The sequence below is a fragment of the Pseudotabrizicola sp. L79 genome (genome assembly GCF_036553525.1).
Classification (GTDB): Bacteria; Pseudomonadota; Alphaproteobacteria; order Rhodobacterales; family Rhodobacteraceae; genus Pseudotabrizicola.
The window spans coordinates 410,091-431,135 of record NZ_JAZHDA010000046.1 but is presented as its reverse complement, the minus strand read 5'-3'; the positions used below and the strand labels follow the sequence as shown (position 1 = coordinate 431,135).

Below are 21,045 nucleotides of genomic sequence, written 5' to 3'. Positions count from 1 at the left end.
GCCTAGCCCAGCCCAAGTCCTTCCGCGCCCCCACTTTGGTCGGATGGCACGATGGCCCGGCCTTTGCCTAATCTGCCGCCATGCGCGTTCTTTTGCTCCTTTTGATGATCCTCTTTTTGCCCCTGCAACTGCGGGCCGACCCCTTGTTGCGCGAACAGATCGCGCCCTTTGTCGTGCCCCCCTATGCCTTGGGCGAGGCCCTGAACGACAAAGGGGTCTGGAGCCTTTTGAACTCGGGCGGGGCCGAGGCGGGCTATGTGTTTGAAACCGAACCCATGGCGCCACTGCCCGGCTTTTCGGGTGCGCCGATCAATATTCTGGTGATGCTGGATTTGCAGGGCACGTTCATCGACGTGCGGCTGATCAGCCATAACGAGCCGATTTTCGTCTCGGGCCTGGGCGAAGCGCCGTTCCACAAGTTCTTTGAACAATATCGCGGCCATTCGATCAACGAACCGCTGGTCGTCGGGTCGCCCTATGGGGCGGCGGGGGCCGGGTCTGATCTAGTTTATCTGGATGGTGTGACCAAGGCCACGGCATCGGTGCGGATCGCGCATGAATCGCTGCTGGCCGCCACGTTGCAGGTGGCGCGCGAAAAGATGCAAGGCATCAGCACCGCCCCGCCCGCCTTTCCCAACCCCGAGGTCAGCGAAGATCTGTCATGGGCCGATCTGGTGGATCAGGGCATGGCGCGGAATTTGCAGGTGACGAATGCGCAGGTCGATGCGGCCTTTGCCAGCACGGTCTGGGCCGATGACGACCCCGAGGCCACCGCCGCCCCCGATGACTTGTTCCTTGATTTGTGGGTGGTTGATCTGGGGCCCCCGTCGCTGGCGCGGGCAGTGCTGGATGACGAAAGCTTTGCCGACTTGCAGCGCTTCATGGCCGTTTCTGCCAGTGACGAGCCGCTGTTGGTGATTGATGCGGGCCGCCATGGGCTGGTCAGCACCGAATTTGTGCGCAACACCGCGCCAGACCGGTTGGCGGCCGAACAAGATGGGCTGCCGCTGCAACTGCGCGATGCCGATCTTTTGTTCACGCTGAAAGATGATGTGCCCGAAGGCACCGCCATGATCTTGCGCACCGACCGCCGCCTTGGCTTTGATCCGGCCCGCGACTGGGTTCTCAGCGCGCAGGCCGTGCGCGAACACGGCATGTTTCAGCCGGAAATCGGTTCGGCGCATTTCACGCTGACCGCAGCCACGCCAGAGCGGTTTTTTCTGCGCCCCACCGTGGTGGAAAAGCTGCCCCCCTGGAAAGAGGCCATCCTGAACCGTCTGCCCGATCTTCTGATCCTGTCGGCGCTGCTGGTGGTGTTGCTGGCGCTGTTGGGCCCGGGGCAAGACTGGCTGGCCGGCTTGGCGCTGTTCACGCCCATCCGGCTGGCGCTGCTGGCCTTTGTGCTGGGCTTTGTCGGCTGGTGGGGCCAGGGGCAGTTGTCGATCGTTACCCCTTTGGCCACATTGCGCACCGCGATCGAAGGCGGCAGTTTTGCCTATCTGCTGTATGATCCGTTTTCACTGCTGATCTGGGGCGCAACGATTGTTGGCTTTGTGCTGTGGGGCCGGGGGTTGTTTTGCGGCTGGCTTTGCCCCTTTGGTGCCTTGCAGGAATTCGCCCATCATCTGGGCCGCCTGCTGCGCCTGCCTGAATGGACACCCAGCACGCTTTGGGACAAGCGGTTGAAGGCGGTGAAATATGTGCTGCTGGCAGGGATGGTCGGCACGGTTATCTTCAGCCCCGATCATATCGACGACGTGGCCGAAGTAGAGCCGTTCAAAACCGCCATCACCACGTTTTTCCTGCGTGAATGGTGGTTTGCGGCCTATGCCTTGTTCTGGCTGGGCTTGGGCATGGTGATGTTCAAGGGCTTTTGCCGCTATGTCTGCCCCTTGGGTGCCTTGATGGCGATTGGCGGTGTGTTGCGCGGGCGTGACTGGATTGCCCGGCGCAAGGAATGCGGATCGCCCTGTCAGCTGTGCAAGGTGCGCTGTCGTTATGGGGCCATCGAAAAATCTGGAAAAGTCGCTTACTCTGAATGTTTCCAATGCCTTGACTGTGTTTCCATCCATAATGACACCGCCCGCTGTGTGCCGCTGATCCTGGCCGCAAAGGGCCGCACCCGGTTGGAGGCTGCCGAATGATCCAGCGTCGCCGCTTTTTGCAGCTTTGCGCTGCCAGTGCAGGTTTTGGTTTGCCGGTGCAGGCGGCCCCAGATTGGCGCGGACAGGGGCTTGGCGCCGATGTGTCGCTGACACTTGCGGGGCACGGCGACCGGCAGGCGGTGCTGGCTGCCCTGCCCGCGCTGCTGGCACGCATCGAGGGTGAGTTCAGCCTTTATGATCCGCAATCCGCACTGTCGCGGCTGAACACCCAAGGCCAGCTGCATCCCAGCCCGATGTTTGAGGCGGTGATGGATTGGGCCCTGCTGATCTGGCAGGCCACCGATGGTGCCTTTGACCCCACGGTGCAAACCCTGTGGGAGTCGCGTCAGACAGGTATCCCGGCGCTGGCCGCGGGGTTCGACCGCGTCCGCCATCACGACGGTCAGATCACCCTGCCCCCAGACACGCGGCTGACGTTCAACGGCATCGCCCAAGGCTTTGCCGCCGATGCTGTTGCCAGCCTTTTGGCCCGACATGGCTTTGACAAAGCCCTGATCGACATGGGCGAGGCGCGGGCCTTGAAGGGGCCGTGGCAGATTGGCATCGCCGATCCGCGTTACGGCATTCTGGCCCACCGCAGCCTGACCGCCGGGGCAATCGCCACATCTTCGCCCCTGGCCACGCTGATCAATGGCCAGCCCCATCTGATGCATCCGCGCGGCCTGCCGCCATTGTGGTCCTCGGTCAGTGTCGAGGCGGATCGGGCCGTTCTGGCAGATGGCTTTTCAACCGCAGCGGTGTTTTTCACCCGCAGCCAATTGGCCGCGATGATGCCGCGCCTGCGGGGGATGCGTCAGATCACCCTGATCGATTTCGATGGCAATCTGACAACGCTGTCCGCCTAGCGCCCGATGCGGCGGGTGATGCGGGCGGCCTTGCGGGCGCGCTTGGCCAGATCGCGGGCCGAATTGGCCTGCGCGTGATCGGCCTGTGTCATCTTGCCGGGCGCCTTGCCGCGGCGCGCGGCATAATCGACGCCCTTGTTGATGCCCCAGTTCACGCCTTTGCGCACGAACATCCGCACAACCATGTTCCAGATCTGGTTCAGGTTCATCTCAATCCTCAAAAAGCTCGCTCTGGCCGGTGGTGGCCTCGTCTTCGTCATCCTCGCCAGATTTCAGGATACCCGGCGGCGGGCGGTTGTCCAACAGGCCCGCCGAGCGCAATTCCTTGATACCCGGCAGATCGCGCGCCGATTCCAACCCGAAATGATCAAGGAAATGCTCGGTCACCACAAAAGTCACCGGGCGACCCGGCGTCATGCGGCGACGGCCAAACCTGATCCAATCCAGTTCCATCAACTGATCAATCGTGCCCCGGCTGACGGCAACACCGCGAATTTCCTCGATCTCGGCGCGGGTGACGGGCTGGTGATAGGCCACGATGGCCAAAGTCTCGATGGCCGCGCGCGACAATTTGCGCTGCTCGACCGTTTCCTTGCGCATCAACTGGCCCAGATCGGGGGCGGTGCGCATGGCCCAGGCATCGCCCACCCGCACCAGATTGACCCCCCGCCCGTCATAGCGTTTGCGCAACCGCACCAAGGCTTCGGCCGGATCGCAGCCATGCGGCATCCGCGCCACCAGCTCAGCCACAGTCACCGGTTCGGCACTGGCGAACAGGATGGCTTCGGCCATCCGCTCTTGCTCGCCCATCGGGGGGGCGTCGAACAGGCTTTTCTCGATCGGATCGGGACGCGTAGTCTGCGGGCTGTCGGTCATGGGTCTTTCCGCCGGATCTGGATCGGGGCGAAGGTTTCGCCCTGCCGCAACTCAACTTGCCCCCGCTTGGCCATTTCCAGCACCGCAGCAAAATGCGCCGCCGTCGAGGACCGACGCCGCATCGGGTTGATTTCCCACCCTTCGGGCAAAAAGCTGGTCAGATCAGACCATTCCCCGACAAAGCCGATCAGCCCACGCATCCGTTCAAGCGCCTGTTCCATGGTGAAGACATGGTTACGGTCCATCACAAAGGGGCGGAATTCATCCTTGGTGCGAATGCGGGCATAGGCGCGCATCAGATCAAGCAGGCTGGCGCTGTATTCCACCTTGCGGTGGCGCGTCACATCTTCGGGCAGGCCACGGGCAAAGAAATCGCGGCCCAGTTGATCGCGCGCCATCAGCCGCGCCGCCGCCTCGCGCATTGCTTGCAGACGTTCCAACTGAAAGGCCAGATGGGCGGCCAGATCTTCGGCACTGGGGCCATCTTCGCCCGGTTCAGGCGGCAGCAACAGGCGCGATTTCAGAAAGGCCAGCCACGCCGCCATCACCAGATAATCGGCAGCCAGTTCAATTCGCAGCGCCTGCGCGCGCTGGACAAAGGCCAGATATTGCTCCGCCAGCCCCAGAACAGAAATCCGCCGCAGATCAACCTTTTGGGTGCGGCTTAGCATCAGTAGCAGATCAAGCGGGCCTTCAAACCCGTCCACATCCACAATCAGGGCCTCGGCCGCCATCCGTTCAGACGGTGCCATGCGGTTGTCGCCCCAATCATCGGCAATCGTGTCAGACATGCGCCTCTGCCATCGGCTTGTGGCCGCGATCGGCCATCACATGCCGAAGGTCGGCCTCCAACGCCTCGATGTCAACCGGATCGGGCGTCCGACGCGCGGCAAGGGCGCGCCCCGCGCGGGCCTGGGTGGCGGCGGTTTGCCCCCCACAGGCCCCGGCCACGGCCAGCATCTCGGCCATGTCGCCCTTGCAATGCAGCGCCAGATCACAGCCCGCGGCCATCGCTGCCGCCGTCCGGCTGGCCAGATCGCCCGCCAGCGCCTGCATGTTCAGATCATCGGTCATCAACAGGCCCTGAAAGCCAATCTCGCGGCGGATGACATCAATCATCACCGGGCTTTGCGTGGCAGGATGCTGCGCATCATAAGCGGTAAAGACAATATGCGCCGTCATCGCCATGGGCAGGTCGTTCAGGCTGCGAAAGGGCGCAAAGTCATGGCGCTGCAGGTCGGCGCGCGCGGTGGTGACTGTGGGCAGGTCTTTGTGCGAATCTGCCGTGGCCCGCCCGTGGCCCGGCAAATGCTTGATCACCGGCAAGACCCCGCCTGCCAGATGCCCATCGGCCACAGCGGCGGCGATCTGCGAAACTGTATCAGTATCAAAGCCATAGCACCGGTTTTTCAGAAAGGGATGGGTGCTTTCGGTGGCGATGTCGGCACAGGGCGCGCAATTGGCATCAATCCCCACGCCCCGCAATTCATGCGCGATGATCCGGCTGCGCAACCACATCGCACGGATCGCATCCCCCGCCTGAGAGACCATGTCCAGCGGCGCCAGCCATTCGCGCCAGTGTGGCGCACGCAGGCGTTGAACCCGCCCCCCTTCCTGATCGATCAGGATCGGCGCATCACGCCCCACGGCCTCGCGCAACTCGGCAGTCAGGCGGCGCAGCTGTTGCGGCGTTTCGACATTGCGGGCAAACAGGATAAAGCCAAACGGATCGGCATCCCGAAAAAAGGCGCGCTCTTGCGGTGAAAGTTCAGGCCCAAGGCAGCCAAAGATCGCGGCAAGCCGCCCGGTTGCGGGCGCGCTCATCTATGGGCAACCGGGATGCAGGCCGCATCTTCGGCCAGCAAGGCCGCACAAAAGCGCCGCGCATCATCTTCGCCATCAAAGCCATGGGCACGCAACCGGTAAAAGGTGCGCCCTCCCGAATCGGCGGTTTGAATGACCACGGCCTTGCCGCTCATCAGATCGCCAAACCTTTGGGTCAGCTTGGCCCATTCACCACGCGCCTGCGCATCGGTATCAAACGCCCCAAGCTGCACCAGACGGGTGCCTTGCGCCAATGTGGCCGGATCAATTTCATTCAGGCTTGGCACAGCCGGGGCGGACACAGACTGAACAACGGCAAGGTCAGACCGGGCCGGGCGCGCCAAGGGGCGCAGTGACCGCGCAAGGCCGTCGCCGCCATCGTCCTGCACACTGATGGGCTGGTCTTCGTCCAGTGGCATCAGATCGGCAAGCGGCTCCACATCTTGCCCCAAAGCCTCGGCCAGGGCCAGGGCCACCGCATCATCGGTCGAGGTGACGGCCACCTCGGCCTCGCGGGCGCGCTGCGCCTCAAGCGGCAGGGCCACCGGCAAAGATGGCGGGGCCACGGCCATTTCTTCATCGGCAATCGTTGACAGTCCCGGCGTGTCTTCAACCGACAGCGTAACGGGGGCCGGGGCCAGAACGATCTCGTCGGGCATGGAATCCGCGGGGCGCAACTCGGGCACGGCATTGACCGCCATGCCCTGATGGTCTGCAATCTCGCCACCCGGATTGGCGGGGGCCACGCGCATCGGGCCCGCGGCGGCCTTGATCACCGGCACACCGGCCACATCGCGCACCGCCAGATTATACCCCCAGATGCCCACCCCGACCAGCAAACCAACAGAACAAACCGCGCCCGCGATATTGACCAGCCGCTTTGCCTGATCGCCCGAAAAACGAGGAGTCCCCCCGTATTCATCAAAGTCGATATCCGCCATGCTCTGCCTCGATCGGCGGGTTTGCCCCGCGCCTGTTGTTTCTGTCTTCGGCAGGGCGCTTGTGGATCAGCGCATTTCCTCTACCGGAGTCACGCCCAAGATACCAAGCCCTGAACAAATGACAACGCCCACGGCACGGACAAGGGCGATTTTCGCCTGACTTGTGGCCGGATCATCCTGAATAAAGCGCAAAGACGGGTCATCATTGCCCCGGTTCCACAGCCCATGCAGATCAGAGGCCAGTTCATAAAGGTAAAAGGCCACCCGATGCGGTTCATTGCTGCGGGCCGCAATTTCAACCAACCGCGGCCATTCGGCGATCCTCTTGGCCACGGCAATCTCGGCCGCGTGATCCAATTTCGCCAGATCGGCCCCCTGCAACAGCGCATCAGACACATCAAGACCGGCCTCGGCCGCCTTGCGCAGGATCGAATTCACACGGGCATTGGCATATTGCACATAAAAGACAGGATTGTCCTTTGACTGCTCCAGCACCTTGTCGAAATCAAAATCCAGCGCGGCGTCGTTCTTGCGCGTCAGCATGATGAACCGGGTCACATCAGCGCCCGCCATTTCCACCACATCGCGCAGGGTGACAAAGGTGCCTGCCCGCTTTGACATCTTGAACGGTTCGCCGTTTTTCCACAGCTTGACCAGTTGGATCAGCTTGATGTCCAGCGGCACCCGGTTCTGCGACAGGGCCGCAACGGCCGCCTTCATCCGCTTGACATAGCCGCCGTGATCGGCGCCGAAAATGTCGATCAACTGATCGAAACCGCGCTGCACCTTGTTATAGTGATACGCAATATCCGGCGCGAAATAGGTCCATGACCCGTCTGATTTTTTCACCGGGCGATCCACATCGTCGCCATAGGCCGTGCTGCGGAACAGGGTCTGCACCCGCGGCTCCCAATCTTCGGGCTCTTTGCCCTTTGGCGGCTCCAGCTCTCCTTCGTAGATCAGGTCCATGTCGCGCAATGTCTGGATTGCGGCCTCGATCTGGCCCGTGCCATACAGCGCCTTTTCCGACGAATAGACATCCATCGACACACCAAGCGCCGCCAGATCCTCGCGGATCCGGGCCATCATCATCTCGGTGGCAAAGTCGCGCACATCGGCCAGCCAGACCTGCTCGCCCTTGTCCAGCAGGCTGTCGCCGTATTTGGCCTTCAGCGCCTCACCCACCGGGATCAGGTAATCGCCGGGATACAGGCCTTCGCGGATCTCGGGCTCCAACCCATGCGCTTCGCGGTAACGCTCATAGGCTGACCGCGCCAGCACATCGACCTGTGCGCCACCGTCGTTGATGTAATATTCGCGGGTTACGCTCCAGCCGGCAAAGGCCAGCAGATTGGCCAGGGCATCGCCCACCACCGCCCCCCGCACATGGCCCACATGCATCGGGCCCGTCGGGTTGGCCGAGACGAATTCGACATTCACCTTTTGCCCGGCCCCCATATCGGATTTCCCGAATTCGGTGCCATGGATCAGGGCGGCGCGCACGATTGACTGCCACACCGCAGGCGACAAGCGCATGTTCAAAAAGCCCGGGCCCGCAACATCGGCGCCTTCGATCCGCGGATCGGCCATCAGCTTGGCAGCCAAAGCCTCGGCAATGGTGCGGGGTTGCAGGGCAGCGGGCTTTGCCAGAACCATGGCGGCATTGGTGGCCATGTCGCCATGGGCCGCATCGCGCGGGGGTTCTACTGCAACATTCGAGAAATCGAGACCGTTGGGCAATGCGCCTTCGGCTTGCATCGCGGTCAGCGCGTCGATGACGAGGCTGCGAATATCGGCGAAGAGGTTCATCTGATCAAATCCTGTCTTGCGCCCTAGGCCATGCCAGAGGGCGCAAGTCAGGTCAAGTTCAGCTCATGCGCCCGAGCGCCAATCCTCAAGCGCTGCATTCGTTTCCGACGCATTTTCTGCCGCCGGAAACGGATTTGTTACGCTGCGGTGGCGGAAGTAATAGGTTTCGCGCGCGCCAAAGTAAAAGGCCACGATTGCCCCCAGCAGCCACCACAGCGGTTCGGGCACCGCATTCAGCCCCACCATGCGGCGGGCAAAGGCTTCGGGTTCCATCATGGCAAAGACAAACAGCCCCAGAGTGCCAAAGGCCAGCAAGGGCCGTGGCAATCGGTTCAGGCCGTTCACGATACGGTCAAACAGCCCGAACGACGGCTGGCCATATTCCTCGCCCAACTGCTGCAAGGCTGCCATTTGCGCATCGGCCGACAACTCCATCCGGCGCGTGGCCGAAGGCACGAATACCTCGGCCACACCTTTGGCCGCCGTGCCCAGTGCGCCAACCGCCCCTGCCCCCCCCAGAACGCGATCAATCATCCCCATGCTGCCACCCGCTGGCGATGTTGCGCCTCGCTCAGGTGATAGCGCGGGGCGATGAATTCTTCGGCCCGCACGATCCAGCCGCCTTTGCCCCCATCGCGCCTGCGCGCATATTTGCGGCTTTGCGGGCGGGCATCGGCCAGCCCGTAATAATAATTGCGCCGGGCAATCCCATAGGCATCGGCGAAATGGGTGGGTGCGGCGTCATGGGCCATTTGCGCTGCCCGGATGGTCTGCGGCCCCACCATGCCATCAGGATCACAGGCAAAGCCCATACTGGTGCACAACCGTTGCAAGACCTTGATCGCGTTCATCCCGGCATTGACATACATATCAAACACCGACGCCTGAACCGGCTCGGGCAAGGCGGCAAGGCCCGGCCGTTTGAAGTAATGCTCGACATAAATGTCAATGGCCTGCGCACGGGTCAGCGCGCGCACATCGGCCACATCAATGCGGCTGTCCTTTGTGATATCCAACCCCAGCCGGCGCAGGGTATGGATCGTCACCCCATGATTGGTGGCCCCGCCCGGATCATCGGGATCGTTCACAAAGCCGCCCTCACGGGCGACAATTTCTTCGGCAATTTCCCTGACAGTTTTCATAAGCATCCCCAAGGGTGGAACTCTCCCCCGGGGTCAGGCTGCCGATTTCAGGTTAATGCCGCAGTAATCCGCCGCGCGGGGCTTAGCTGCCCGGCGCCGCCTCTTGATAAACGCCCTGCTCTTTCAGGGCGTCGATCACTTCCTTGGGCATATAGGTTTCGTCATGTTTGGCCAGAATCTCGGTGGCCACGAAAACCCCAGCCTCCATTGATCCGGTGCCGACCATGCCCTGACCTTCCGAAAACAGATCAGGCAGAATTCCGGTAAAGGTAACGGGCACCGTCTGGTTGGTGTCGGTCACCCGAAAGCTGACCGTTTCACCCTGCCCGCGCACCAGACTGCCGTCCTCGACCAAGCCGCCGATCCGAAACACCTCACCCTCACTGGGCGGGGCTTCAAAAACCTGGGTCGGGCTGCGGAAAAAGTTGATCCCGTCTTTCATGGCATAACCAATCAGCGCGGTTGAAACGCCCATCGCCACAAAGGCCAGAACGATGATCTGAATGCGCCGCTGCTTTTTCAGCCCCTTCATGCCTGCCATGATCGGATCCTTTCAACTTTGCCCATAATGTGACCATTACCCCCCGATTTGTCGAGGGGGGTGCGGCGAAGAGTGGCGGGCAAAGCAATCTCAGGCCGCCTCGAACGTGATCTTGTGACGCAGGAAAAGTGTGGCCTTGTTGGACACAGCCTTGGGATCGCCCGTTGTCAGAAACCGCGACTGCGTGCCCGGCCCCAAAAATTCGGGCCGCCGTTGCAGGTAATCGGCCAAGGCGTCAGCCACCAGATTGGCCTGGCTATACACCTTGACCTCGGGGCCAAGCGCATCTTGAAACGCCGCCTCCATCAGAGGGTAATGCGTGCAACCCAGGATGGCGGCCTGAGGATGTGGCATTCGGCGCTTCAACGCCTCGACATGGCTGCGCACCAGGGCTTCGGCCAGAATTTCATCGCCTTGCTCGATCGCATCCACCACACCGCCGCAGGGCTGCGCCTCGACATCGACGCCGATGGCGCGAAAGGCCAGTTCGCGCTGAAACGCGCGGCTGGCCACTGTGGCAGGGGTGGCAAACAGCGCCACATGCTTGACGGCGACTTCACGCGGCGGAGAGTTGTCACCCCACTGCCGTTCGGTCAGGGCCTCGATCAACGGCACGAACACCCCCAAAACGCGCTTGTCCTTGGGGATCCAGGTTTCCTGCATGCGCTTTAGCGCAGCAGCCGAGGCGGTGTTGCAGGCAAGAATGACCAAATCACACCCTTCGGCCCACAACCGTTCCACCGCGGCACAGGTCAGGTTGAAAATATCATCCGATGTGCGCACACCATAGGGCGCATGGGCGTTGTCACCCAGATAGACAAACGGAACATCGGGCAGTCGTTTGCGAACGGCCTCCAGCACCGTCAGCCCCCCCAGCCCGGAATCGAACACGCCAACTGCCATACCGCCCCCTTGCCCGCGCCCTGTGCCGGGCCAGCCGGTCAGCGCGTCTTGTATCTGGCCTCAAACTCATAGCCCAGATCATAAGACCGTTGCGGCGCGGGCGAAAGGTCATAGGTGACGCGGCGCAGGTATTCCATCATCCGCGCAGGATCAGCTTTCAATGCCTGCAATTGCGCGGCGGCCAATGGCTCGCCGATCACCACCTTGACCGGCTCATCCACGCGGGCGCGAAACTCTTTGATCAACAACCCAAGACGCAGATTCGAATGCACATGGCTGGCCAGTTGAAACAAGCGCGAGTTGTGACCGGCAAAGAAAATCGGCACCACTGTGGCATCCGACTTTGCCACCATCTTGGCGGTAAAATTCCGCCAGCCCGGATCCATCGGCTGGGAAAACGGTTTGGCGCTGGTTGAAACCGTGCCACCCGGAAACACCCCGATCGCCCCACCCTGCCCCAGATAATCAAGCGCCGCAGCCCGCGTGGCAAGGTTCTGCTTGACCGCCTCTTTGGTGTCATCAAAGCTGATCGGCAACACAACCCGGTTCAAAGCCTCGGCCCGGCGAAACACCGAATTGGCCAGAATACGGAAATCACCCCGCACCTTATCCAGCACATGGCCCATCATCAGGCCGTCCAGAATGCCATAAGGGTGGTTCGAGATGACAATCAGCGGCCCGTTCGCGGGAATATTCTCCAGCCGACCACCGATCACCTCCAGGTTCAGGCCAAAACGCTCGGGCAGAACATCCCAGAAACTGCGCCCCCGGGCCACATCCTGCTCATAGCCTGCGGCCCTGCGGATCAGCGACAACCGCCCCGTCGTGTTTTCCAAAACCCGGATCAACGCCGCCCCAATCGGGCCCGAAGCCGACGAGGCATAGGAAATATCTTGTGTCACATCGTGCCGCATTCTCAGCCTCGCCCACCAAACCCGGATGCCTTACGCTATCGGCGATTTTTTATCCAGATTTCGCAACACGGCGATGACAATGCAGCCAAACCGCCCATAATGGCTCAAAAAACCCTGCGCAGGCATTTACTTGCAAATCATCCTCCCCACATCAGGGCGGCTGTGTTAGCGTGGAGTGATGGTTTTGGGTGGGACGATGGACTGGGATAAACTGCGGATTTTTCATTCGGTTGCCGAAAAAGGCAGCCTGACACATGCGGGTGATGTTCTGCATCTCAGCCAGTCCGCGGTCAGCCGTCAGATCAGGGCGCTGGAGGAATCACTCAGCGTGACGCTGTTTCACCGCCATGCGCGCGGCCTTATCCTGACCGAGCAAGGTGAATTGCTGTTCGATGCGACCCAGCAAATGGTCAAACGGCTTGAGGCCACGGCCGCGCGCATCCGCGACAGTGAAGATGGCGTGTTCGGAGAGTTGCGGGTGACCACCACCACCGGTTTTGGCACGCTTTGGCTGGCCCCGCGTCTGGCCAATCTCTATAAGAATTACCCCAGCCTGAAGATTGACCTGATGCTGGAAGAGCGGGTTCTTGATCTGCCGATGCGTGAAGCCGATGTGGCGATCCGCATGAAAGAACCCAGTCAGGCCGATCTGATCCGGCGGCGCCTGATGAATATTCGCATGCGCCTTTATGCATCGCCGGAATACCTTGCCGAACACGGCACGCCCAGCACGATGGATGAATTTGGCAACCACCGACTGATTTGCCAGCAGGCAGGCGCTGCCCAGGTGGCGGCGGGGGCCGAGTTGGTGAACCAGTTGATGACCCATGCGGTCGCCTCGACCCTGACGGTAAACAACTATTTTGGCGTCCTGCAAGGTGTGCTGAACCATCTGGGCATTGGCGTCCTGCCCGATTACATCATCGAGGATTTTCCGCATCTGCAACGGGTTATGCCCGATCTGGAAAGCGGTGAGGTGCCGGTGTTTCTGGCCTACCCCGAGGAGTTGCGCCATTCAAAACGGGTGGCGGCATTTCGCGATTTCGTCACGGACGAGATTTTCGCGTTTCGCCGCAGTCGGCAAACGGAATAAGCCATGCGCAAAACGCATGGCGGCTTTGCTGCAAATGCAGCATAAAAAGGCTTGCCGCGACTCAGCCCCACACCTAAATGCGGTCATGAGGGCAGCAGTCGAGCAATCCTGCTTCCCTCATACCTCCCTGTTGGACTTGGGCCGAGCTTCTGCTCGGCCTTTTTTTTCATTTGCGCCTTGGTGCAAGAATTTTCCTCATCCCGCCCCCGCTCTGGTCGGCAATTGGGCACAGCGCGAACGCACGGCCCGCCCGCCAGCACCATCTGCCCCGCCTTAAACGATTCGTCGCACCGCCCAGGCTGTCTGGCGCCGCGGGCAGGCCGCGGCATGCGGGCCTGGGTCTGGCGGGTCACGGCGGTTGCGCAAAGACAGGGCTGCCCCCCCCTTGCGGCAGTTTTGGCATTTTCCGGCTTTTCACCCTCGGCCGCACGGCATAAAAGCCCCGCAAAGCTTAGGGGATTTTCGTCATGACCGAACCCGCCATCACCCCGGAACTGATTGCCAAGCATGGGATCAAACCCGATGAATACCAGCGCATTCTGGGCATCATCGAGCGTGAACCCACCTTTACCGAGCTTGGTATCTTTTCGGCCATGTGGAACGAACATTGTTCTTACAAGTCGTCGAAGAAATGGCTGCGCACCCTGCCCACCACCGGCCCTCAGGTGATCTGCGGCCCGGGTGAAAATGCGGGCGTGGTCGATATTGGCGATGGTCAGGCTGTCATCTTCAAGATGGAAAGCCACAATCACCCCTCTTATATCGAACCCCATCAAGGGGCGGCCACGGGCGTGGGCGGTATCCTGCGCGATGTGTTCACCATGGGCGCACGCCCGATTGCGGCCATGAATGCGCTGTCCTTCGGTGAACCCAGCCACCCCAAGACCGCTCATCTGGTCAAGGGCGTCGTCGAAGGGATCGGCGGCTATGGCAATGCCTTTGGCGTGCCGACCGTCGGCGGCGAAGTGCGGTTTCACCGCGCCTATAACGGCAACTGCCTTGTCAATGCCTTTGCCGCGGGCTTGGCCGATGCTGACAAGATCTTTTATTCGGCGGCCTCGGGCGTGGGCATGCCTGTCGTCTATCTGGGGGCGAAAACCGGCCGTGACGGCGTCGGTGGCGCCACGATGGCCAGTGCCGAATTCGACGACACGATCGAAGAAAAGCGTCCCACCGTACAGGTCGGCGACCCCTTTACCGAAAAGCGCCTGCTGGAAGCCTGTCTGGAACTGATGGCCTCGGGCTCGGTGATTTCGATCCAAGATATGGGTGCCGCCGGCCTGACCTGCTCGGCGGTCGAGATGGGCGACAAGGGCGGTCTGGGCATCCGGTTGCAACTGGATCATGTGCCCCAGCGCGAGTCCGAGATGACCGCCTATGAGATGATGCTGTCGGAATCGCAAGAGCGCATGCTGATGGTTCTCAAGCCCGAGATGGAAGACGTCGCCCGCGCGATCTTTGTGAAATGGGATCTGGATTTCGCCATCGTCGGCGAGACGATTCCCGAAGACCGCTTCCTGATCCTGCATGGCAATGAGGTGAAGGCCGACCTGCCGCTGTCCAAACTGTCGTCCACCGCGCCCGAATATGACCGGCCTTGGGTTGAAACGCCCAAGGCGGCCCCCTTGGGCGCGTTGCCCGCCGTTGCCCCGCTTGACGGGTTGCGCGCCCTGATCGGTAGCCCGACCTATGCCCACAAAGCCTGGGTGTGGGAGCAGTATGACAGCCAGGTCGGGGCCGATACCGTGGTGACGCCTGGCCTGCCCGCAGGTGTGGTGCGGGTGCATGGCACCAACAAGGCCTTGGCCTTTACCAGTGATGTCACGCCCCGCTATGTCAAAGCCAACCCGTTCGAGGGCGGCAAGCAGGCCGTGGCCGAAGCCTATCGCAACCTGACGGCCATGGGCGCCCTGCCCCTTGCCACCACCGACAACCTGAACTTCGGCAACCCCGAAAAGCCCGAGATCATGGGCCAGTTCGTCGGTGCGATCAAAGGCATCGGCGCGGCCGTGGCGGCGCTGGATATGCCCATCGTTTCGGGCAACGTGTCGCTTTACAATGAAACGGATGGCAAGGCGATCTTGCCAACACCCACCATCGGCGCGGTGGGCCTGCTGGCCTCGGTGGATGATGTGATCCATGGCCAGCCAAAATCGGGTGATCTGGCGGTTCTGATCGGCGAAACGCGCGGCCATCTGGGCCAGTCCGCCCTGCTGGCCGAGGCATTTGGCCTTGAAACCGGCGACGCCCCCCCTGTCGATCTGGCCGAAGAAAAGCGCAACGGCGATTTCATTCGCGCCCATGCCAAAACCTTCCGCGCCTGCACCGACCTGTCCGATGGCGGCCTTGCCCTTGCGGCGTTCGAAATGGCCGAGAGCGCAGGAACGGGCCTGACGCTGGACAGCGCCAATACTGGCTTCCTGTTTGGCGAAGATCAGGCCCGCTATCTGGTTGCCATCCCCGCATCGGCGCTGGAAGCCCTTGAAAAAGCGGCGAAAAAGGCAGGCGTTCCCTTGGCATCGGTGGGCAGATTCGGCGGCAATGACGTATCACTTGGCGGCCAGTCGGCGCCCCTTGGCGATCTGTCGTCGCTGTATCGCAACGCCTTTGCCGCGAAAATCGGGCTCTGATCCTCTTCTGCCCCGGGGCATGGCCTTGCAGCCGCCCCGGGACACACCTAGATTTAGCCAAAGACCACAGCGGAGCATGTAGCCATGGCGATTGAAGCCCATGATATCGAAGCCCTGATCCGAGAGGCTTTTCCCAAAGCCAAGATCACGGTGCAAGGCGATGACGGGGCCCATTTCGCGGCCGAAGTGATTGACGAAAGCTTTAAGGGCATGAACCGCGTGCAACAACAGCGCGCCGTCTATGCCGCGCTTAAGGGCAAGATGGATGGGTCAAACGGCGAATTGCATGCCCTGGCCCTGACCACCAAGGCCCCCGACTGACCCGATGGTCACGGGCCCGCTGGATATCCTGCTGCGCCTTTGGGACGCGCTTGATATTTGCGGTGAAGTGGCCTTTTTTGTCAAACATGGCCCGGCGGGGTGGCGACGTATGCGCCAGATCGACCGTTGGAAAGCCGCAAAAAGGAAACAGACATGACCGCTTTGGACCAGATCCGCGAAACCGTTGAAAAGAACGACGTCGTTTTGTTCATGAAAGGCACCAAGATGATGCCGCAATGCGGGTTCTCGTCTCGCGTTGCGGGGGTGCTGAACTACATGGGCGTGGAATTCGCCGATGTGAACGTGCTGGCCGATCCAGAGATCCGTCAGGGCATCAAGGATTTCTCCGACTGGCCAACCATTCCGCAATTGTATGTCAAAGGGGAATTCGTGGGCGGCTGTGACATTGTCACGGAAATGACCCTGTCGGGCGAACTGGATCAGTTGTTTGAAACCAACGGTGTCGCCTTTAACAAAGAGGCTGCCGACAAGATCCGCGAAGCCAACAACGGCTGACCCATCCCGACCAAAGCATGAAAAAACCCGCCTTTGGGCGGGTTTTCCTTTAGTCAGCCTTGTCATCCACCCGATCTGCCAGCGCCTCGGCCCGCGCCGCGATTTCGGCAAGGGTTTCACGCAATTGCGGCGGGATGACCGGCACCTCAACCTTTTCCGCCTGCGGGGCTGGGCGGGCCTCCAGCTCGGTCAGCCGGGCTTTCAGTTGGCGCAGCTCATCTTCAACGGCGGCGGTCTTGTCTGCCAACATCAGCCCCGCCATCAGCAGCATCCGCGCCTCGGGCAGACGGCCCATCTGTTGCACCAAGGGATCAGCCTCGGCATTCAGCATCCCGGCAGCCGCGCGCAGAAAGTGTTCTTCCCCGGTCTGGCAGGCCACCTGAAAATCGCGGCCCCCGATTGTAATCGTGACGTCAGGCATCTGTCTCGGCCCCCTCTTTCGCGGCAGGTGCGGCCAGCGGGTCAAGCGCCGAGATGATCTCGTCCAACTCGACCGTCTCGGCCGAGCGCAGGGCACGCAAAGCCTCCAGCTCGGCCAGCATCGCCTTGTTGATCAGATGCGGCTCTACCCGGTCTTCGGCCATGGCATCGGTCATGGCACGCAATTGTTCGCGCAGCAGAACGACCGTCTTTTTCAGACGCTGCATTTCCAGCCCCTGCACGTCCAACTGCTTGGTCAACCGGTCCACCTCGGCCTCCAGCGGCTGGGTCAACGCGGTTTCCTTGTCTTTCAAGGCGCGCAGCCGTTCTTGCAACTGCGCCGAAACCACACGCTCGTCATCCAGCGCTTCGTTCAGGCGGGCAATCTCGGCCTCTGCCTCACCATCGGCCAGCGTGGCCACCGGGGCCCCATCGGCCACCACAGGCGGGCGCGACAGGGCGTCGATCCCGCGATCAATCCGCATCAAAGCCGCCGTGATCCGGCGCTCTAGTTCGGCAATGTTATCCATGCCCCCTCTTTCCCGGTTGTCCCGGTCATTTTTTGGGCGACCCTGACAGGCCGCACCCCATGCCACAGTGCGAATCGCAGCCGATGGCGTCAACCCCGATCTTACCCCAATCGGCAAAGGTTCACCGCCCATATCTGTCAAGCACTTGGCGGTTTTCAGCACAAGGTCTGCTTGAACTTGGCGCTTGGGGTGATAAGGAACCCACGACCCCTTTTCGCAGCACAAGGAAAACGGCCTTGGACATCCAGACCCTACGCGCCCGCCATCCCGATCACTGGATGCGCGCCACCGCCATCCGCACGCTGACGCTTGACGCCGTCGCCGCCGCCAACTCTGGCCACTCGGGCATGCCGATGGGCATGGCCGATGTCGCAACGGTGCTGTTTTCGAACCACCTGAAGTTCGACGCCTCGGCCCCCCGCTGGGCCGACCGTGACCGGTTCATCCTGTCGGCGGGCCATGGCTCGATGCTGATCTATTCGCTGCTGTATCTGACAGGCTATGCCGATGTCACCCTTGACCAGATCAAGGCCTTCCGCCAGTGGGGCGCCATCACGGCGGGGCACCCCGAATTCGGCCATGTCTCTGGCGTCGAAACCACCACCGGCCCCTTGGGCCAGGGCATCTCGAATGCTGTCGGTTTTGCCATTGCCGAAGAAAACCTGCGCGCCCGCTGGGGGGCCAAGATCCAGGACCACTTTACCTATGTGATCGCAGGCGATGGTTGCCTGATGGAGGGCGTCAGTCAGGAAGCCATCGGTCTGGCGGGCAAACTGCAACTGTCGCGCCTGATCGTGCTGTGGGATGACAATGGCATCACCATCGACGGCAAGGTTTCGCTGTCCGACATCACCGATCAAAAGGCCCGGTTTGCGGCATCGGGCTGGGATGTGTTCGAATGTGATGGGCATGACCCCGAAGACATTGACCGCGCCATCACCGCCGCCAAAGCCTCGGCCCGCCCGGCCATGATTGCGTGCAAAACCCATATCGCCATCGGCCATGCCGCCCAGGACACCTCCAAGGGTCACGGCGCCCTGACCGACAAGGCGCAGCTTGAGGCCGCCAAGGCCGCCTATGGCTGGAACCACGGCCCGTTCGACGTGCCCGCCGATGTAAAGACATGGTGGGAAGGCGTTGGCCGCAAGGGGGCCGAGGCGCGCGCCGCCTGGCAAGAGCGTCTGGCGGCCCTGTCCCCCGCCAAACAGGCCGAATTCGCCCGCATTTTCGCCGGAGAGGCCCCGGCCAAGCTGGGCAATGTGATCCGCACCCTGAAAAAGCAGGCCGTGGCTGATGCCCCCAAGCTGGCAACCCGTTCGGCCAGCGAAAAGGTCTTGCAGGTCGTCAACCCGGTGATGCCCGAAACCATGGGCGGCTCGGCCGACCTGACCGGGTCGAACAACACCAAAACCGCCGATCTGGGCGTGTTCTCTGCCGAGGACCGCAAGGGCCGTTACGTCTATTACGGCATCCGTGAACATGGCATGGCGGCAGCCATGAATGGCATGGCGCTGCATGGCGGCGTGCGGCCCTATTCGGGCACGTTCATGGCCTTTACCGACTATGCCCGCCCCTCGATGCGCCTGTCGGCCCTGATGGGCATTCCGGTGGTTTATGTCATGACGCATGACAGCATCGGTCTGGGCGAAGATGGCCCGACCCACCAGCCCGTCGAGCATCTGGCCATCAGCCGGGCCACGCCCAATACGCTGGTGTTCCGGCCTGCCGATCTGGTCGAAACGGCCGAATGCTGGGAAGTCGCGCTGCAACAGACTGCCACGCCATCGGTGCTTGCCCTGTCGCGGCAAAACCTGCCGACCGTGCGCAAGACCCATACCAATCAGAACCTGTCGGCCAAGGGCGCCTATGTGCTGGCCGAGGCGACCGGCAAGCGCCAGGTCATTCTGATGGCCACCGGGTCCGAGGTGGAAATCGCCCTCAAGGCGCGTGACATGCTTGAAGCCGAAGGCATCGGCACCCGTGTTGTTTCGATGCCGTCGATGGAACTGTTTGCCCAGCAAGACGAGGCCTGGCGCAAGAAAGTGCTGCCGGGCGGCCCCGTGCGCATCGCGATCGAGGCAGGTGTGCGCCAAGGTTGGGATCGTTGGCTGCTGGGAGAGCGTGGCCGCGACACCAAAGCCGATTTCGTTGGCATGTCCAGCTTTGGGGCTTCGGCCCCCTATGACCGGCTGTATAAGGAATTCGGCATCACCGCCGAAGCCGCCGTGGCAAAGGCCAAAGCACTGCTGTAAGCGCCTGCCGCCAGACACATGCAAAAGCCCCCTGTGCCATCCGCGCAGGGGGCTTTTGTTATGCGACCCCCGGCCACCAGCTGTGGCGGAAAGACGCCGACCGCATCCCCCCGCTACTCGGCTTGTGATGCGTTGGCTGTTGCTGTTGGCGCACGGTGCCAGTAAAGCGACACGCGAATGTCATGATTTCGGCTTGCGCCAGCCACTTTGCGCGCAAATGCTGAAGATACGGGCATCGCAAACGGTCAGATGGAGCAGAAATTGGCCACGCAACAGAATTCGACCCCCAGCCAGCAAGGCGGGCAGCAACAGCAGCAACAAGGCGGCAGCGCCCCGCAGCAACAGCAAGGCGGCGCAACCGTGTTCAAGGATTGGGCGTCAATCTGACAGAACGAACAAGGCAAGCACATCTCTTGCCATTTCCGGGGTCGGCGGTCACGCTGGCCCCGTTTTGATTCACGGGTTCCGCAGAAAAGGGCCGCCCATGTCTGACCCCGTCTCGTCCATCCCCAACCTTGGCCCGGCCAGCGAAGCGGCCTTTGCCAAGGCAGGCATCCACAGCGCAGCCGAGTTGCGCGCCCTGGGTGCCGACGAAGGCTATCGGCGGCTGTTGCTGGCGGGCACACAGCCGCATTTCATCGGCTATTATGTCTTGGTGATGGGCCTGCAGGGCCGCCCCTGGAATGACTGCAAGGGCGAAGAGAAAAAGGCCCTGCGGCTACGGTTTGACCAGATCAAAGCCAGCTTGATCGGCACAACAGAAAAGGGCCGCTCCGATCTGGAGACGGCCCTTCAGTTCTTTGGCGTGGTCGAGCGGCGCGGCTGAAGGGGTCGCACAACCCCAAACCCCGACGATCAGGGCTGGCGATCAGCCAACCAGTTCAAGACCCGAGAAAAAGAACGCGATTTCACGCGCAGCCGACTCGGGGCTGTCGGATCCGTGAACCGAGTTTTCGCCCTTGGACAGTGCAAATTCCTTGCGGATCGTGCCGTCGGCGGCTTGGGCCGGGTCGGTCGCGCCCATGACTTCACGGTTCTTGGCAATGGCGCCTTCGCCTTCCAGTACCTGAACCACAACCGGTTCCGACGCCATAAAGCTGCACAGCTCGCCATAGAAGGGGCGCTCTTTGTGCTCGGCATAGAACTGGCCAGCCTGAGCAGGCGACAGGTGAATGCGCTTGGACGCCACAACCCGCAGGCCGGCTTCTTCGAACTTGGCAACGACCTTGCCGGTCAGGTTGCGCTTGGTCGCGTCGGGTTTGATGATGGAAAGCGTACGTTCGATGGCCATTTCGGCGTCTCCTGAATGCGGTCAGGGCACCT

General features: G+C 61.8%; 22 protein-coding genes. 8 read left to right on the top strand and 14 right to left on the bottom strand.

The annotated features are described in order from the left end of the window. Positions 1 to 80 precede the first annotated feature (80 nt). Positions 81 to 2,144 (top strand): 4Fe-4S binding protein, encoded by a 2,064-nt coding sequence (locus V3C85_RS10445; RefSeq protein ID WP_331795021.1) that lies wholly within the window; start codon positions 81 to 83, stop codon positions 2,142 to 2,144. Beyond that, on the top strand, positions 2,141 to 3,010 hold the full coding sequence (locus V3C85_RS10440) for an FAD:protein FMN transferase (RefSeq protein ID WP_331795020.1): 870 nt from the start codon (positions 2,141 to 2,143) through the stop codon (positions 3,008 to 3,010). Before V3C85_RS10445 ends, V3C85_RS10440 begins: the two co-directional genes overlap by 4 nt. Here V3C85_RS10440 and V3C85_RS10435 read toward each other — a convergent pair. The 11 genes from V3C85_RS10435 to V3C85_RS10385 form a co-directional block, all read right to left on the bottom strand. After that, positions 3,007 to 3,219, bottom strand: a complete 213-nt coding sequence (locus tag V3C85_RS10435) for a hypothetical protein (RefSeq protein ID WP_331795019.1) — start codon at positions 3,217 to 3,219, stop codon at positions 3,007 to 3,009. The genes V3C85_RS10440 and V3C85_RS10435 overlap by 4 nt on opposite strands. Position 3,220: 1 nt before the next feature. Next, on the bottom strand, positions 3,221 to 3,886 hold the full coding sequence (gene scpB, locus V3C85_RS10430; protein ID WP_331795018.1) for an SMC-Scp complex subunit ScpB: 666 nt from the start codon (positions 3,884 to 3,886) through the stop codon (positions 3,221 to 3,223). Next, entirely contained in the window at positions 3,883 to 4,677 is a 795-nt protein-coding gene (locus V3C85_RS10425) for a segregation and condensation protein A (protein WP_331795017.1), read from the bottom strand. Before V3C85_RS10425 ends, scpB begins: the two co-directional genes overlap by 4 nt. Then, positions 4,670 to 5,710 carry a glycoside hydrolase family 3 N-terminal domain-containing protein gene (locus V3C85_RS10420; RefSeq protein WP_331795016.1) on the bottom strand — a complete coding sequence of 347 codons (1,041 nt, stop codon included), beginning with the start codon at positions 5,708 to 5,710 and terminating at the stop codon, positions 4,670 to 4,672. The genes V3C85_RS10425 and V3C85_RS10420 overlap by 8 nt, the downstream gene beginning before the upstream one ends. After that, positions 5,707 to 6,651 carry an SPOR domain-containing protein gene (locus V3C85_RS10415; RefSeq protein WP_331795015.1) on the bottom strand — a complete coding sequence of 315 codons (945 nt, stop codon included), beginning with the start codon at positions 6,649 to 6,651 and terminating at the stop codon, positions 5,707 to 5,709. Before V3C85_RS10415 ends, V3C85_RS10420 begins: the two co-directional genes overlap by 4 nt. A 66-nt stretch (positions 6,652 to 6,717) precedes the next feature. Then, positions 6,718 to 8,460 (bottom strand): arginine--tRNA ligase, encoded by a 1,743-nt coding sequence (gene argS, locus V3C85_RS10410; protein WP_331795014.1) that lies wholly within the window; start codon positions 8,458 to 8,460, stop codon positions 6,718 to 6,720. A gap of 63 nt (positions 8,461 to 8,523) precedes the next feature. Then, positions 8,524 to 9,000, bottom strand: a complete 477-nt coding sequence (locus V3C85_RS10405; RefSeq protein WP_331795013.1) for a holin family protein — start codon at positions 8,998 to 9,000, stop codon at positions 8,524 to 8,526. Continuing rightward, on the bottom strand, positions 8,991 to 9,602 hold the full coding sequence (locus tag V3C85_RS10400; RefSeq protein ID WP_331795012.1) for a holin-associated N-acetylmuramidase: 612 nt from the start codon (positions 9,600 to 9,602) through the stop codon (positions 8,991 to 8,993). Before V3C85_RS10400 ends, V3C85_RS10405 begins: the two co-directional genes overlap by 10 nt. 82 nt (positions 9,603 to 9,684) lie before the next feature. Next, the gene (ccmE, locus tag V3C85_RS10395; RefSeq protein WP_331795280.1) at positions 9,685 to 10,134 is read right to left on the bottom strand and encodes a cytochrome c maturation protein CcmE; all 450 of its coding nucleotides are present in this window, start codon (positions 10,132 to 10,134) and stop codon (positions 9,685 to 9,687) included. A gap of 99 nt (positions 10,135 to 10,233) precedes the next feature. Continuing rightward, entirely contained in the window at positions 10,234 to 11,046 is an 813-nt protein-coding gene (locus V3C85_RS10390) for a glutamate racemase (RefSeq protein WP_331795011.1), read from the bottom strand. A 38-nt stretch (positions 11,047 to 11,084) separates the two neighbouring features. Continuing rightward, positions 11,085 to 11,966 (bottom strand): lysophospholipid acyltransferase family protein, encoded by an 882-nt coding sequence (locus V3C85_RS10385; protein WP_445942013.1) that lies wholly within the window; start codon positions 11,964 to 11,966, stop codon positions 11,085 to 11,087. A gap of 190 nt (positions 11,967 to 12,156) precedes the next feature. Between V3C85_RS10385 and V3C85_RS10380 the strand changes: the two genes are divergently transcribed. The 4 genes from V3C85_RS10380 (at position 12,157) to grxD (ending at position 16,520) form a co-directional block, all read left to right on the top strand. Then, positions 12,157 to 13,053, top strand: a complete 897-nt coding sequence (locus V3C85_RS10380; protein WP_331795009.1) for a LysR family transcriptional regulator — start codon at positions 12,157 to 12,159, stop codon at positions 13,051 to 13,053. A 467-nt stretch (positions 13,054 to 13,520) separates the two neighbouring features. Continuing rightward, positions 13,521 to 15,683, top strand: coding sequence for a phosphoribosylformylglycinamidine synthase subunit PurL (gene purL / locus V3C85_RS10375; RefSeq protein ID WP_331795008.1), 2,163 nt, complete (start codon positions 13,521 to 13,523; stop codon positions 15,681 to 15,683). An 84-nt stretch (positions 15,684 to 15,767) separates the two neighbouring features. After that, a complete protein-coding gene (locus V3C85_RS10370) occupies positions 15,768 to 16,004 on the top strand; it encodes a BolA/IbaG family iron-sulfur metabolism protein (protein WP_331795007.1) in 237 nt (78 codons plus the stop codon). A 153-nt stretch (positions 16,005 to 16,157) separates the two neighbouring features. After that, the gene (gene grxD, locus V3C85_RS10365; RefSeq protein WP_331795006.1) at positions 16,158 to 16,520 is read left to right on the top strand and encodes a Grx4 family monothiol glutaredoxin; all 363 of its coding nucleotides are present in this window, start codon (positions 16,158 to 16,160) and stop codon (positions 16,518 to 16,520) included. A 49-nt stretch (positions 16,521 to 16,569) separates the two neighbouring features. Here grxD and V3C85_RS10360 read toward each other — a convergent pair whose 3' ends face one another. Further along, positions 16,570 to 16,941, bottom strand: coding sequence for a cell division protein ZapA (locus tag V3C85_RS10360; protein WP_331795005.1), 372 nt, complete (start codon positions 16,939 to 16,941; stop codon positions 16,570 to 16,572). Further along, positions 16,934 to 17,470, bottom strand: coding sequence for a hypothetical protein (locus V3C85_RS10355; RefSeq protein ID WP_331795004.1), 537 nt, complete (start codon positions 17,468 to 17,470; stop codon positions 16,934 to 16,936). The genes V3C85_RS10360 and V3C85_RS10355 overlap by 8 nt, the downstream gene beginning before the upstream one ends. Positions 17,471 to 17,706: 236 nt before the next feature. Between V3C85_RS10355 and tkt the strand changes: the two genes are divergently transcribed. Both tkt and V3C85_RS10345 read left to right on the top strand, forming a co-directional pair. After that, positions 17,707 to 19,722, top strand: a complete 2,016-nt coding sequence (gene tkt / locus V3C85_RS10350) for a transketolase (RefSeq protein ID WP_331795003.1) — start codon at positions 17,707 to 17,709, stop codon at positions 19,720 to 19,722. Positions 19,723 to 20,206: 484 nt separating this feature from the next. Then, positions 20,207 to 20,548 carry a TfoX/Sxy family protein gene (locus tag V3C85_RS10345; RefSeq protein ID WP_331795002.1) on the top strand — a complete coding sequence of 114 codons (342 nt, stop codon included), beginning with the start codon at positions 20,207 to 20,209 and terminating at the stop codon, positions 20,546 to 20,548. A 42-nt stretch (positions 20,549 to 20,590) separates the two neighbouring features. On the opposite strand, the gene ndk is transcribed toward V3C85_RS10345, so the two are convergent. Further along, positions 20,591 to 21,013 carry a nucleoside-diphosphate kinase gene (gene ndk / locus V3C85_RS10340; protein WP_331795001.1) on the bottom strand — a complete coding sequence of 141 codons (423 nt, stop codon included), beginning with the start codon at positions 21,011 to 21,013 and terminating at the stop codon, positions 20,591 to 20,593. Positions 21,014 to 21,045 lie beyond the last annotated feature (32 nt).